Origin of the sequence: Chryseobacterium sp. S90, assembly GCF_047444895.1 — a bacterium.
In the GTDB taxonomy this organism is placed as follows: domain Bacteria; phylum Bacteroidota; class Bacteroidia; order Flavobacteriales; family Weeksellaceae; genus Chryseobacterium.
Genome location: NZ_JBLGCX010000001.1, coordinates 318,092 through 332,362 on the forward strand (window position 1 = coordinate 318,092; position 14,271 = coordinate 332,362).

General features: G+C 35.3%; 14 protein-coding genes. 6 read left to right on the forward strand and 8 right to left on the reverse strand.

Going from position 1 to position 14,271, the window contains the following annotated elements; translation table 11 throughout:
- Positions 1-13: 13 nt before the first annotated feature.
- Positions 14-796, reverse strand: a complete 783-nt coding sequence (locus tag ACLMCG_RS01535) for a helix-turn-helix domain-containing protein (protein ID WP_223600623.1) — start codon at positions 794-796, stop codon at positions 14-16.
- A 71-nt stretch (positions 797-867) separates the two neighbouring features.
- On the opposite strand from ACLMCG_RS01535, the gene ACLMCG_RS01540 reads away from it, so the two are divergent.
- Positions 868-2,073 (forward strand): CynX/NimT family MFS transporter, encoded by a 1,206-nt coding sequence (locus tag ACLMCG_RS01540; protein WP_413958521.1) that lies wholly within the window; start codon positions 868-870, stop codon positions 2,071-2,073.
- Positions 2,074-2,078: 5 nt separating this feature from the next.
- Here ACLMCG_RS01540 and ACLMCG_RS01545 read toward each other — a convergent pair whose 3' ends face one another.
- Both ACLMCG_RS01545 and ACLMCG_RS01550 read right to left on the reverse strand, forming a co-directional pair.
- The gene (locus tag ACLMCG_RS01545) at positions 2,079-2,786 is read right to left on the reverse strand and encodes a DUF421 domain-containing protein (protein ID WP_413958522.1); all 708 of its coding nucleotides are present in this window, start codon (positions 2,784-2,786) and stop codon (positions 2,079-2,081) included.
- 51 nt (positions 2,787-2,837) lie between these two features.
- Complete coding sequence (locus tag ACLMCG_RS01550) at positions 2,838-3,602, reverse strand: MBL fold metallo-hydrolase (protein WP_413958523.1); 765 nt, start codon at positions 3,600-3,602, stop codon at positions 2,838-2,840.
- A 92-nt stretch (positions 3,603-3,694) separates the two neighbouring features.
- Between ACLMCG_RS01550 and ACLMCG_RS01555 the strand changes: the two genes are divergently transcribed.
- From ACLMCG_RS01555 to ACLMCG_RS01565, 3 genes are all read left to right on the forward strand, one after another.
- Positions 3,695-4,009, forward strand: coding sequence for a winged helix-turn-helix transcriptional regulator (locus ACLMCG_RS01555; RefSeq protein WP_413958524.1), 315 nt, complete (start codon positions 3,695-3,697; stop codon positions 4,007-4,009).
- Between the two features lie 127 nt (positions 4,010-4,136).
- Positions 4,137-5,588 carry a T9SS type A sorting domain-containing protein gene (locus ACLMCG_RS01560; RefSeq protein ID WP_413958525.1) on the forward strand — a complete coding sequence of 484 codons (1,452 nt, stop codon included), beginning with the start codon at positions 4,137-4,139 and terminating at the stop codon, positions 5,586-5,588.
- A 38-nt stretch (positions 5,589-5,626) separates the two neighbouring features.
- Positions 5,627-6,178, forward strand: coding sequence for a hypothetical protein (locus ACLMCG_RS01565; RefSeq protein WP_413958526.1), 552 nt, complete (start codon positions 5,627-5,629; stop codon positions 6,176-6,178).
- A 100-nt stretch (positions 6,179-6,278) separates the two neighbouring features.
- Here the strand turns inward: ACLMCG_RS01565 and bioA are convergent, their stop codons facing one another.
- The 5 genes from bioA to ACLMCG_RS01590 all read right to left on the reverse strand — a co-directional run bounded on the left by bioA (position 6,279) and on the right by ACLMCG_RS01590 (position 11,595).
- On the reverse strand, positions 6,279-7,571 hold the full coding sequence (gene bioA, locus ACLMCG_RS01570) for an adenosylmethionine--8-amino-7-oxononanoate transaminase (RefSeq protein ID WP_413958527.1): 1,293 nt from the start codon (positions 7,569-7,571) through the stop codon (positions 6,279-6,281).
- Between the two features lie 647 nt (positions 7,572-8,218).
- Complete coding sequence (gene bioB, locus ACLMCG_RS01575; RefSeq protein ID WP_413958528.1) at positions 8,219-9,202, reverse strand: biotin synthase BioB; 984 nt, start codon at positions 9,200-9,202, stop codon at positions 8,219-8,221.
- Positions 9,203-9,204: 2 nt separating this feature from the next.
- The gene (bioD, locus tag ACLMCG_RS01580) at positions 9,205-9,816 is read right to left on the reverse strand and encodes a dethiobiotin synthase (protein WP_413958529.1); all 612 of its coding nucleotides are present in this window, start codon (positions 9,814-9,816) and stop codon (positions 9,205-9,207) included.
- A gap of 53 nt (positions 9,817-9,869) precedes the next feature.
- Entirely contained in the window at positions 9,870-10,979 is a 1,110-nt protein-coding gene (locus ACLMCG_RS01585) for an aminotransferase class I/II-fold pyridoxal phosphate-dependent enzyme (protein ID WP_413958530.1), read from the reverse strand.
- A complete protein-coding gene (locus tag ACLMCG_RS01590; protein ID WP_413958531.1) occupies positions 10,972-11,595 on the reverse strand; it encodes a hypothetical protein in 624 nt (207 codons plus the stop codon). The genes ACLMCG_RS01585 and ACLMCG_RS01590 overlap by 8 nt, the downstream gene beginning before the upstream one ends.
- A gap of 66 nt (positions 11,596-11,661) precedes the next feature.
- On the opposite strand from ACLMCG_RS01590, the gene ACLMCG_RS01595 reads away from it, so the two are divergent.
- Complete coding sequence (locus ACLMCG_RS01595; protein ID WP_413958532.1) at positions 11,662-13,152, forward strand: PLP-dependent aminotransferase family protein; 1,491 nt, start codon at positions 11,662-11,664, stop codon at positions 13,150-13,152.
- 118 nt (positions 13,153-13,270) lie between these two features.
- The gene (locus tag ACLMCG_RS01600) at positions 13,271-14,170 is read left to right on the forward strand and encodes a hypothetical protein (protein ID WP_413958533.1); all 900 of its coding nucleotides are present in this window, start codon (positions 13,271-13,273) and stop codon (positions 14,168-14,170) included.
- Positions 14,171-14,271 lie beyond the last annotated feature (101 nt).

Here is a 14,271-nt window from a genome sequence, read left to right on the forward strand (position 1 = left end):
GTGCTTTAAACGGCTATTGAATTGTTTTGATAAAATCTGTGGGTCTGAACTGCATGACAGAACAAAAACTTCTGGTATAGGCCTGTACACTCTTGTACCCTACTTCATAAGCAGTTTCTGAAATGGTAAGATGACCGGCGCTCAGAAACTCCAGACTTTTAATGATACGCAGCATCTGCTGGTATTTACTTAAGGTGAGCCCGGTTTCTTTTTTGAAAATACGTTCTAATGTACGGAAAGACAAAAGTGCAGTATCGCTGAGATCTTCCATTTTAATTTCATCCCGGTAGTGGTGATGAAGATGCTCAATAACTTTGGTAAGACGCTGATCTTTTGGAAGACTGATATGAAGAGTTAATGAATGCTCTACAAATCGTGGAAGTTCGTTGAACAATGCTTTCAGAAATAGGTTTTCATCGTCATCTGAATTCATCTGCTTAGACCATTTTTCAGCATATTTTATCATTTCTTTTAAAACCGGGGGTACAGAAAACACATTGATTTCATGATAAAAAGGATTTTTTGTCCTGATATCAGCAAACATAATCATCAGTTTGATCTTTTCGGAATGTGAATTGGTTTTATGAACGGCGTTTGGAGGAATCCATACTGCATGATTTTGTGGGAGCAGGTAAATTTTTTCTTCAATAGTAATGTATTGAAAACCGCTTTCCACGTATACCAGCTGGCCTTTCTGATGATGGTGAAGAACATCATCATGAACCCAGTTTTCTTCAAACCATACAAAATAAGGCTTCTTCAGATCATCAATATTTATGCTGTCGCTAGCGTTCATGTCGTTTTAGGTTAAAACTTTGGCAAAATTAAACAAAATTACTGTACTAATTTTGTGGAAAAGTTTTTATTATGATGAAGAATGAAGTAAAAAAGAATGCTTCGTATGTTTTATTAATCATTAACGTTCTGGTAGTTATATTAATTTCCAGTAACCTCCGCTCACCGATTGTGGCCGTAGCTCCTGTATTGGGTGAAGTAAGAGATGCATTGAAACTGGATAATTTTCAGGTAAGTCTGCTTACCTCTATTCCACTGTTTATGTTCGCGGCTTGCTCTGTATTGGTCAGCAAATTTTCTAATAAGTTCGGAATCAGTAAACTTCTGATGTATTCCCTGATTATTTTAAGTTTTGGCTTATTTCTAAGAATCAGCGGATCTCTTTGGCTGTTATTTTTAGGATCTATATTCATTGGGTTAGGGATATGCATTGGAAACGTGGTCACTCCCGGATATGTTAAAAATAATTTCCCAAAGCAGATTGGCCTTATGACAGGTATTTTTGCCGTATCCATGAATCTTACAGCAGCTTTGGCTTCTGGTTTTAGTGTGAAGATAGGGGAACTGACAGGGTTTGGATGGAAAGGTTCTTTAGGAATCTGGCTGGTGATTGCAGCATTGGGTTTTCTTGTTTTAGCATTGGAATTTATCTTTAATAAAAGAAATCCAAATCTGCCGAAAACAGCACTCAGTACTTCTGATTTTAATATGTTCAGATCTGCTCAGGCATGGAATATCAGTATTTTTATGGGCTTGCAGTCTTTATTTTATTACTGTCTGGTGGCCTGGCTGCCTTCATTTCTTGCAGATTTTAATATGCAGGGAGAAAGTTCGGGATGGGTTTTCTTTGTGATTCAGATTACGATGATTCCTGTGACGTTCTGCTGCCCGATTATTGCCAGCAAGATGAAAGATCAGAGACTGATGATTCTTTTTATATGCACTCTGATGTTCGGAAGCACGATGATGTTTGTGTTCCTGAAATCTCAATGGATTTATGTGAATGCTGTGATCATAGGGATTTCCAACGGTTTATCTTTCAGCTTATCTATTCTGTTTTTTTCTACGAGAACGAAAAGCAGTATCAATGCTGTTAAGATTTCCGGAATGGCGCAGTCTGTTGGATATCTGATTGCAGCATTTGGGCCTCCATTATTTGGAAAACTGCATGATTGGGATATTTCCTGGAACAGCTCATTTTATTTATTAAGTTTTGCAGTAATGCTGATGTTGTATTTTGGATTGAAGGCTGCGAGAAATAAATGTGTAGAGGATTAGTATAGTCAGGTTACACGTCTTTTATTGCTGGAAGCTACCCATTCTTCTTTTTGGCATCTTGGGCAGCTTCCGGCATTACCCGCTTTTTTAGGTTCTGTAAACCCACAGAATATACAAGAGTAATGCTTTTCCTCATGAATATATTTTAACGGATTATCTAATGAGCCTGGCATAATAGGAAGCCCGTATCTTACAGATTCACCTTCTAAAAAGAATACACTAATCTCTCCTGATATTTCTTCTATAGCCATTTCAATCTGCCCGAGTTGCGAAACTCCTTTTAGTCTCAACTCTGCAAAGAATTCGTCACTCCCAAGATTTTCTTTTTGAAAGTTTTTAATTGAAAATTCGCCATTTTCTACCAGGCAGATGGATTTTCCTTCAACCAGATTTTCAAAATTTTTACTTTTTCCTATAAAATGGGTCACAATAGAATATAGGAGAATAATAACAATAAAAACAATAAGGGATGAAATAATTCCGACATCTTTATTAAACATAGGGTCTCCTGCTGCCGATCCCAGGCCGATAATAACTACCAATTCAAAGATTGAGAGCTGTTTTACACCTCTTTTTCCTAAAATTCTAAGTCCAATGATAATAGCCAGAAACATAATCATGGTACGAAGAATAATCTCTAAAAGAAATGACCATTCTTCGTGTCCCAATAATAATTCTTTCCAATCAAGATTTAAGAGAAAAACTGACAGCATACAAATTATTTATCAGGGAATATTCAAAAAATAAGCCATAACTTCTGTTGTTTATTTCAGGTTTACTTCTTCGCCATCTTTTAGTATGAAACATTGGTTTTCGTATCCTTTTTCAATTATTTTTTTCTGGATAAAATTCCGGTCTTCCTTACAATGGCTTACGGTTTCAAGATGAGTTACCCAAACAGTGGATTCCGGAGCGTAATCACAGACTTTTATAATGTCTTCACTGGTCATAATAATAGGATCTCCCACTGAAAAAGTAGCGGCCCCTCCTGCAACAATGATGTGCTGTGGCTGATGTTTATCAATTTCCTTTGCAATTTCATCATACCAGATGCTGTCACCTGCAATATAAACGGATTTATTATCTGCTTTAAAAACAAAACCATTCACAATTCCCATTTTTTCTCCAATCTCTCCGGTTCCATGCTGGCCTTTGGTTATAGATATTTCAGTGTTTCTCCAATGGAGTTTATTATTCACAACGATAACGTTTGTAAAACCCTGTTCTGTAATTTGTTCTGAGATGACATCCGAACAGATTATCGGAATGTTTTTGTCCAGAAGTTCAATAGCTGCAGTGTCCCAGTGATCGGGATGAAGATGGGTAACGGCTACAGCATCTATTTTTTCCAGTTTTTGATTTAATTCTTCCTTGCTAAAAGGCAGGTCTACCAGAGGATTCAATAATTCGTTGTCTACCATTGGGAATTTACCGAGAGACCCTTTTTCTCCAAGCATTGGATCTACGAGGATGGAAATTCCATCAATATTCAACAGCAATGTTGCATTGCGCCATAATTGTAATTTCATTTTGACTAAGTTTGTACGGCAAAGCTATTGCTCAACCAGGATAAAACAATCGAAGGTTACCAAAAGGTTAACCATAAATATTCAACTGACTTATGAATTTTGAAGAATTTAAAAACTGTGGATTAAGACGGAGCCTGAATATCCTTTCAGGGAAATGGAAACCGCTGATTCTGCACAATCTTTTTGAGGAAGATAAAGTACGTTTTGTAGAACTTTGGCGAAGCATGCCACGGGTTTCCAAAAAAGTACTTGCTGAGCAGTTGAAACAGCTTGAAGAAGATCTTATCATTGAACGGATTGAAGTCTACAATTTTCCGCCTGAGGTATATTACAAATTAACCGATAAAGGTCAAAAACTGGGGCCTATTCTTTCTGAATTGCATTCATGGGGAAATGGACTGGTGTAAAACAAAAACCTGAACATCTTTTTACTTTTATAAAATTTTTATCATACATTTGAAAACACAACCTAAAAATTATATACTTACACAGGTTACATTATAACCTCAAAAATTTTTATTAAAAAACCAAACAATGAAAAAACAATTATTATTTGTGCTTACTCTCGTGGCACAAGCTTCCTTTGCACAAATTATTTCCAAAGATCCTGCGTTTGCTTCAAACGGTATTTATACTCTTCCAGCAGGAAGCTCATATTTAGGAACGGGAAACACTTATTCAGGAGAATTAACTGCAGCAACAACTTCAGTATTTTATAAATCCTACAATACCAGCACCAACCAATTAATTATTTCTAAAGCGACAACTTACAGTGGTTCTTTAGATCCGACTTTTGGTACGAATGGTAAAATTGCCTTGAACTACGATAATGGTTCTCTTGTTGGAGTGATAAGATATACCGATGATAAATTAACTTTACTACTCAAACGATATGACTCTACAAACAGTACGTATTATTTGGATGTAGTTCGCTTACTTTCAAATGGACAATTAGACCCTTCATTCGGAAATGGAGGAATAAAGGCATTAGCCAATTTATCCGTTTCTTTTGAATTAACTAATCTTATACAACAGGGCAATAAAATTCTTGTTTCAGGAATAAGTATGGATTCTTTTGGACAGACTGACTGGAAAACTCATACATTGAGATTAAATTCTGATGGAACACCAGACAATAGCTTTGGGAATAACGGAGAAATATTGACTTATCAACAGAATCCTTTTCAGAGTAATTATCTTCCTAATATCATTTTAGATAACCAGCTTAATCTTCTTTTTTTCGGAAATGGTAAGATAAAAAAATATACTGTTGACGGGCAGCTTATGGCCGGTTTTGGCAATAACGGAGAAGTTTTGTTTAGTGGAGAACCTAGTATTGTAAAAGTAGATTCTGCTGATAAAATTGTATATGCAAAAAATGATTTATCGGGGCAGACTCCACCTGTTTTAGGAAGACTTAATGCGGATGGTACACCAGATACCACATTCAATTATAATGGGATTGTTGGTCTTGAATTTCGGGATATCTATGAAAAAAACGGTTCTTATTATATTGCGGGCTATGCTGGACCGAATAGTAGTGGATATACTTATTATTATATCTCTAAGCTTGCTCAGAATGGAGCTGTTGATCCTGCATTTGGAGAATATATAGAAAATGATCCTAATTTAATTTATCATAGCATTAATTCAATAAAGGTTTTTGATGATAATATCATTGTGAGCACCGATGGAGAAACATTCAATATTGTTAAATATTTTCTAAACGGCACTGCTACATTAGCAACAAAAGGAACGGTGAAAAACAATCCTGAAATTACTTTTGAAAGCCCCGTAGAACATCATTTAATGTATCAGTCAAAAGAAAAAATTGATAAAATAGAGATCTATTCTGCCGATGGAAAATTAGTGAAAACTGTTATAGAAAATAAGTCTGATGTTTCCGAACTTTCTAAAGGCGTATATTTTGCAAAAACAATTTTTGAAAATGGAAGATTTTCTACAAAAAAACTAATTAAGAAGTAAGTATATTTACATTTAAAAAACTAATAACAATTCTATCAATGAAAAGAATCATCATTGTGATTTCCTTTGTATCAAGTACATGGGCAGCTGCTCAAATTACGCCTCCTCCTATTCAAAGATCTATACCAACATCTCGCGGGCTTACTATCAATTCAAGAAAAGGGACATTAATTGAGAAGAAAATTATTAATGTAGGTAAGTTTAAAAACCTGAATATTCAAAAAATTGCAACGAAAGATCCTTCGGACAATTCATCAGAAACTTTTCTGGGGATGATGTATGAATATGAAACCTTTGATGAAATATCGAAAAAGACTCTTACGATTGATAAGAATGAACTAGGAAAGCTGATTCAGGCTCTTCAGACCGTGGAACAGAAAGAAAATGAAAAAGCGAATCAGGAGACCAAATATAAATTTGTCACGATGGGTAATATTGAATTCGGGAGTGTTTACCGTGAGAAATTGTCCTCTTGGGTTAACTATATAAAACTTCCGTCCCATTATTTAAATCAGAATTTAATGGAATTCAATAAAGAGGAATTGAAGGAATTGATTACTATTTTGAAGAAAGGAGAACAGGAGCTTTAAAGAAGCCTGCAAAAGGAGAAGTGATTGTTTAAACCATAATACATACACCTTATAGGCTTACAAAACCTATAAGGTGTATTAAAATCTGAAGAGAATCAACCTATTCTTTAAACTGATCCAGAACTTCTATAATATTCTGATATACAAAATCCAATTCTTCGGATGTAATGCAATAAGGTGGAACCAGATAGATTACATTTCCCAGCGGCCTCATAATAATCCCTCTCTGTAAGAATTCATTGTAAAGCTTCTTCCCTATTTCGTTGAAATAAGAAGTACCATTCCCGGTTTTAAAATCGAAAGCTAAAATAGTCCCGATCTGACGAACCTTTTCTACATGAGGATGAAAAGCAAGTGCTTTTGCAAACTCTGAATGTTGATGAGTGATGCGGTTGATATTCATTTGAGTTTCGTTTGTCAAAAGTATTTCCATACTGGCGAGAGCGGCCGTACAGGCTAAAGGATTAGCTGTAAACGAATGCCCGTGAAATAAGGTTTTATAACGGTCATCCGACAGAAAAGCATTGTAAATTTCATTGGAACATGTAGTGATTCCCATGGGCATCGTACCTCCCGTTAAACCTTTTGAAAAGCACATGATGTCCGGTTTTTCTGTAAGATAATCTGCTGCGAAAAGTTTTCCTGTTCTTCCAAATCCTGTAAACACTTCATCCTGTACCATAAGAATACCTTCTTCCCGGCAGAATTTCATGAGCTGGCTAAGATCTTCAGCATCATATATCAGCATTCCAGCCGCACCCTGAACCAATGGTTCATAGATAAAACAAGCCACTTCATCAGCCAGTTCTTTAATCTGTGACTGCAGGGTTTTCAGGTTTTCAGGATTGGGTGTGTCAATGAAAACAACTTCAAACAGCATGCTTTCAAAAGGTTTTGTCCAAAAGCTTTTTTCACTTACAGACATCGCTCCGAAAGTATCTCCGTGATAAGCATTTTTAAAAGCTAAAATCTTTGTCTTCTTTTTTTCCTGATTGTACGCATATTGAATACACATTTTTAAAGCTACTTCAACTGCTGTGGAGCCATTATCAGAATAAAAAACTTTCTCCTGACCCGCCGGAAGCAGCTTCAATAAATTTTCCGAAAGCTGTACTGCAGGTTCATGTGTAAATCCGGCAAAAATAACTTGTTCCAAAGTATTCAGCTGTTCAAAAACACGCTGGGCAATATAAGGATGAGAATGCCCATGCAAAGTAACCCACCAAGATGAAACGACATCCATATATTTCTTTCCTTCGTTATCATAAAGATAAATTCCTTTTCCTTTTACAATAGGAATGGCATCATCAGCTGTTTTCATCTGCGTATAAGGATGCCAGTTGACAGCTTTATCTCTTTGTTGCAGGCTGATTTCTTTTGTTATTGTATTCATATTATAGATCTAAAAAGTAGAAATGAATGATAAATTGTTTAAGTTTTAGCGTAATGATCGCTAGGTTTTTCACTTTGCATGCTGTTGTTTTAAGTTCGCGAAGGCGTTTCACTAAGCAATTAGAAACATTCTGCATTGCTAAATAGAATGGCTTTACGAACGAAATATTTTTCAGAATAAAAAATCTTTCTTTGTGAACATTAGCGTTAAAAACTAATCATATATTGATGTGAAAATTGAAATGAGTGATGGAGATGGATTTAACAATAATTTAGTTGAATATATTGTAATGTTGCATTGATCGCAAAGGTGCAAAGTTTTATCATAGATTGCGAAAATTTTAAGGCACAAGAAAATCAAAGATTTTCAGCAAGTGAGGTATCATAAATTTCCTTGTAGATTTTTTTAATTTGCATAATCTGCAAGAGAATGAAAATTTGCACTTTTCAATTTTATTGGAGATAAAATCATTGCGCCTTAAAATATTATTTACCTTAAAAATCTTCGCGTCTTTGCGTTTTCCAACTCATATCCGATTACAGCAGTTTATAAAAATTCAAAAACCAATTTTATAATAAGTGCTATAATAACAATAATCCAACTCATCACTCATAATTTATCATTTATCATTTATAATTCATAATTTTCTAACAGCATGTTTCTTTTTTCATCATAGGTTTCAGTCCTAATGTCTGAAGCATCTGCATATCTTCGGAAACTCCAGGATTAGGTGTTACCAATAACGTTTCTCTTTCTCCTGTGAAAATAGAATTGGCCCCTGCCATAAAGCACCACGCCTGCTCTGTTTCCGACATTTCTATACGACCAGCACTTAATCTTACCATAGAAGAAGGCATTACAATTCTTGCGGTAGCAATCATTCTTACCATTTCCCAGGTATCTACTTTTTCATTGTCTTCTAAAGGTGTTCCTGCAACCCTCGCTAATGCATTGATAGGAACAGATTCCGGATGTTTTGGCATTGTTGCCAACGTCAGAAGCATTGAAATTCTGTCTCTATGGGTTTCACCAAGTCCGATAATTCCTCCGGAGCATACTGTGATTCCTGCTTTTCTTACGTTATTGATGGTATTGATTCTATTGTCAAAAGTTCTGGTAGAGATGATCTCTTCATAATACTGTTCAGAAGTATCCAGATTGTGATTGTAAGCGTATAATCCAGCTTCCTGAAGTCTAACAGCCTGTTCTTCTGTAAGCATTCCCAGTGTACAGCAAACTTCCAGACCAAGATCGTTTACGCCTTTTACCATATCAATTACCCTGTCGAAATCGCGGTTGTTACGAACTTCACGCCATGCTGCTGCCATACAGAATCTTGAAGATCCCGAATCTTTTGCTTTTTGAGCGTGGGCAATTACAGTTTCTGTAGGTAACAAGGCTTGTACTTTAATATTGGTATGGTAACGTGCTGCCTGCCCGCAGTATGAGCAGTCTTCAGGGCATCCTCCGGTTTTGATAGATAATAATGTGGAAATCTGTACCTCAGAAGGATCATGCCACTCACGGTGTACGGTTGCTGCTTTATAGATCAGTTCCATCAGAGGAAGGTGATAAATTTCTTCAATTTCCTCTTTGGTCCAGTTGTTTCTCAATGTTGTTTTAGTATCCATTATCATATTTTTGTTATTGTTAATTGCTTTGCAGCATTTTGTATTGATTCCTTATCGGTATGATTGATCTCTGGAATCCTTATAATTTTTGTTTCTTTTTCAATAAAACTGCAGATCACCCTTTCTGTATCTTCGGGAAAGTCTCCGTTAAGAATCAGGTACTCTAATTGTATCTCTCTTTGCTGTAATGCGATGATTGATAGTAAGCTGTGATTGATGCAGCCTAAATAATTTCTGATCACCAATGCAGCTGGAAGGCTTAACCTTTCTATCAGATCAATCATAAAAGTAGTATCCGAAATGGGAACCATAAGACCTCCTGCTCCTTCTACAATTAATGATCTCTCTGTTTCAGGCAGTTGAAAATCATTCAGGTTTATCGTAATATTCTCTTCTCTTGCCGACTGATGTGGAGATGCCGCCAGCTGTAAACGATGGGTTTCCGGATGACAAAATTCGATATCTGTCCATGCTTCAATTTTATGACTATCTGTGAAATGCAGGTCACCCGATTGTATAGGTTTCCAGTATTCTGTTTTAAAATGCTGAACCAAAACGGCTGAACAGACTGTTTTTCCTATTTCGGTTCCTATTCCTGTTATAAATAATTTCATTTTTTGAGATTCGGGGTTCGTGTTCCGAGGTTTTGAAAGTTTATTTTTTAGTTTTAAATAAATTCTTTAATAATTTCTGTCAGTTTTATAATTTCTTCTTCTGTATTAAAGCTGTGAAGGCATATCCGTAATCTTTCACTTCCTTCTTTTACGGTAGGACTGTAGATGGCGTAGGTTAAAAATCCTTCTTCAGATAAAGTTTGTTGTAATTCCTTCAGTTTTTGATTGTCGGGGATTACAATAGCCTGAACCGGGCTTGTTTCTGCCGATGGAGAATATAAATTTTGATTTTGGAAAATTCTGATATTATTCTGAAGTTTTTTAGTCAGCTCCAGATTTTGATCCAGAAATTCATATCCTGTTTTTATACTCATCCACTGGAAATCCTGTGCTGATGTTGTATAAATGAACGGGCTTGCAAAATTGATCAGGTAAGATTTCACTGTTTCATTACAAAGAATGGCTGCTCCATGCGCTCCGAGAGCTTTTCCATAGGTCACAACTGCTGCCGAAACATGATTCTGTAATTGATATTTTTCAATCAAGCCATATCCAAAAACTCCGAATGCATGCGCTTCATCTACAATCAAAGAAGCTTTATATTTACCTGCAATCGAAGCGATTTCCTGAATAGGTGCAAAATCTCCTTCCATTGAATAAAGACTTTCTATCGCGATATAACAATGACCTTCCTGTCTTTTTAAAATATCTTCAAGATCTTCAAGATCATTATGCCTGAACTTTAGTTTTTTAGCATTCGACAGTTTGCAGGCATCATGCACTGACCGATGAATCTGTTCGTCCACAATAACTACATCATGACGACTGGGAAGCGTAGAAAACAAAGCCAGATTTGCATTATATCCGGATGGAAAAAGTAATGCAGATTCAAACTGATGTTTCTGTGCAATTTCATTTTCAACAGAAACTGCAATTTGACTATTCCCGCTGATTAACCTTGAGCCTGTACTTCCGGAAAGCAGCTGAGGATTATCCATAATCTTTTGCAGTAGCAAATATTGGAGTTCTTTACTTTTTGCAAATCCAAGATAGTCATTGGAATAAAAATCGGTTCCATCAGATTTAAGCCGCAAACGCCTTAATGTTCCCTTCTCTTTTCTTTTATCAAGGAATTCCTGAAAACGAAAGATATTACTAAGCATAGTTCAATTGAGCGACTTCCTGAGTAATTGCATTAATCCACTCCTGATGCAGTTCTTTTTCTATTGTTAAAATATAATCTGCATGATGTTTCCAATCTGGTGAAAATTCATTCAGCTGGTTGATCATTTCTTCCAAGTGTCCTTCTTCTTCAAGGATAATAGATTTTACCATAATTTTAGAAGAAGCTTCGGTAAGTGCCTCCTGATAAACCGGATAAAGTTCGTCAGCGCGTACCTCAATCGCATAGGTTACAAAAAGATAGGCAGCATATTTAATATCTGTTTTATCAAGGTTGAAAGCTTTCTGAAGATAACGGCAGGCTTTTATATCCAATGAGTGAAGATATTGGCTTGTTGCAATAGGGGCCAGAAGTTCTGTGCTTTCATAGGTTTTACATAATTCTGGATCTATTTTTCCAATCTGTTTTTTTAAATAATAAGCGTGGCGGTGCTCTTCAGCAGCGTGTTTCAGCTGGATCTGAGAAACCAAAATAGGATGTTCACATTTTGATATTTTTCTTGCACCGGCGTTTTCCATAAAAGAAAGTGTGTTCAGCCATTTGGCATGGGTACTTCCTTCCTGTACAATTTTTTTTAACAGATGATGAAATTCCATAGATTTTTATTTTGATGTCAAAAGTAGTATATTGCCGGATGGTTACATGGTGCCAGTTTTGATATTATGGATAGTCCGGTTAAGATTCCTTATGAAAGTTTTATAAAAATTGATAGAAAATCAGAGACTTCTATCTATCTACAGATTGCCAATCAGCTAATCAATGCCATTCAGAGAGGCTTTTTGCCTTTCGGAACCAAGCTTCCAGGGACAAGAACTTTCAGTGAAATGCTGGAAATCCACAGAAATACAGCAGTTGCGGTTTATGATGAATTATCGGCTCAGGGCTGGACGGAGAGCTTTCCCAACAAAGGAACATTTATCATTGGAAAAGATCAGGAAAAACCTGTGAAATTGAATGATTTTAAGCAAAATAACCTTCAAAACTACCCTGTTTCTACTGGTTTTTCATTCAAAATGTCTAATATTCTTGATAATCCTTTTGAACATTCGGACTGTGAGTATGTCTTTAATGATGGGGTGCCGGATATCCGTTTAACCCAAATCGGACAACATTCAAGATTTTATAGCTCAATTTTGAAGCGTAAATCTAATCAGAAGGCTTTGGGACATTATAATCATGATGGAAGTGAATTTTTTAAAGAACATTTATCTCAATATCTGAATCTTTCCCGCGGGCTTCCTATTTCCAAGAATAATCTGCTCATCACCCGAAGTACGGAAATGAGTATTTATATTGTTTCTGAAATTCTTCTTTCTGCCGGTGACACTGTATTGGTAGGCGCTTTGAGTTATTTCTCAGTCAATATGATCTTTATGAAAGCTGGCGTTGATATTGTTTCGATTCCCATTGATGAAGAAGGAATTATAGTGGAAAGTGTTCGTGAAGCCTGCAAAAAGCAGAAAATACGGATGCTTTATCTGACACCTCATCACCACTATCCTACTACCGTTGCTTTGAGTGCTCAGAGAAGGTTTGAGTTATTGGAATTAGCGAATGAATATGGATTTATTATCTTGGAAGATGATTATGATTACGAATTTCATTACGACAAAAGTCCGATTCTTCCTTTGGCCAGTGCTGATACGAATGGAATGGTAATCTATATTGGATCTTTCGGGAAATCGTTGGCGCCGGGATTCAGAACAGGATTTATCGTTGCTCCGGAGAATCTGATGACAGAAATGCGTAAATATCTGGGAATTATAGACCGCCAAGGAGATATTTTGATGGAAAGAGCACTTGGAGAAATGATTGCAGAGGGGGAAATTAACCGTTATCTGAAAAAATCTTTAAAGGTATATCAGGAAAGACGTGATTATTTTTCTGAATTACTGAAAGAAAATTTAGGTGATTTCATTACTTTTCAGAAGCCTTCCGGAGGATTGGCCATATGGCTGGAATGGAATATTCCGTTGAATCTGATGCAGCTGAGCAGGAACTGTGCAAAAGACAATCTTTTCATTCCCAAAACATTACTGTATCAGAATAAAGATCTTACGGCCATGCGCTTAGGATTTGGAGATCTTAATTTTGATGAGATGAACAAAGGAATTGTGGTTTTTTCAAAAAATGTGAAAGGGTTGGTTGGGTGATTTTATATATTGAACAATACTAGATTAGTAATTATAAAAATTTTATCTTCTTTTTAATTAATAATAGTCTTCATTACATGAATTATTTATATTTGAGACTAGATAATTTTTTAATATAATGAATAGAAATTACAAGTTGTATAAAGACAGTGATTTATCAGAAGATCAAATAGAATCGGATGTTGCATCTTATTTAGGATTTATTACTCCTTTTTGGTCAAAAAGATTTAGATTAAAATCAGTTGATGAACAACTAACAGGAGCTGATAAACTTTTTGATAGATTTATTCCATTATATCTCCAATTTAAGGTATCCGAAGGTTTAAAACCATTAAGTGTTAGCTTTAATCTTAAAAGTCCAGATAGACCCTTACAAAGAATTAGAACTTTCAGAAGATCGAATAATATCAATGCTGATCCAACATTATATTTTCGATTAAGGGATAAGGCTAGAACTGCTATAGATTTTCAACATAATATATTGAAATCTCTCCATAATCCTCCTTTCCAATTTGCTTTGTATATTGCTCCATTAACTCTTTCTATAGATGAATATAATAGTTCTCTTGAGCTATCAATGACTAGCAGATTTTTAGGATTTAATCCATTTATCCATAGAAATGAAACACTTTTTACCGAAAGTTTAAGACAACAAATTGGTTTGATCCCCTTTCTAAGAGGTCATATTTCAATTCCTCCGCATGAAATAGTAACAACTTCAGAACATTATTATTCATATTCAAAAGCAGGTACTAATATAGCTTGGCATAGTGGCACAAAACTTCTTGGAGACTTTCGCTTATCAACTCAAATTATAAATATCTATAAAAATGTTTACTTAAATAATGAAAATACTTTTAACCAAGAAAAATATATTAATTTTATTGATGAATTCTATAAAGCACAGAGAGTTAACCAACCTTTAGCATCAACAGAATATAAAATCTTAAATTTTGCTAATTATTTAAAATTAGAACATAATATTAAACTTATGTTATTAAGTATTGATAAACAATAATACTAGCTTTAGATACAATTGTCTTCTAATCTGGAACTATCTAATTTTTTCATATTTACAATATTTTAATAAATAAAAGTAAAAGCCCCTTTCCAGAGGCC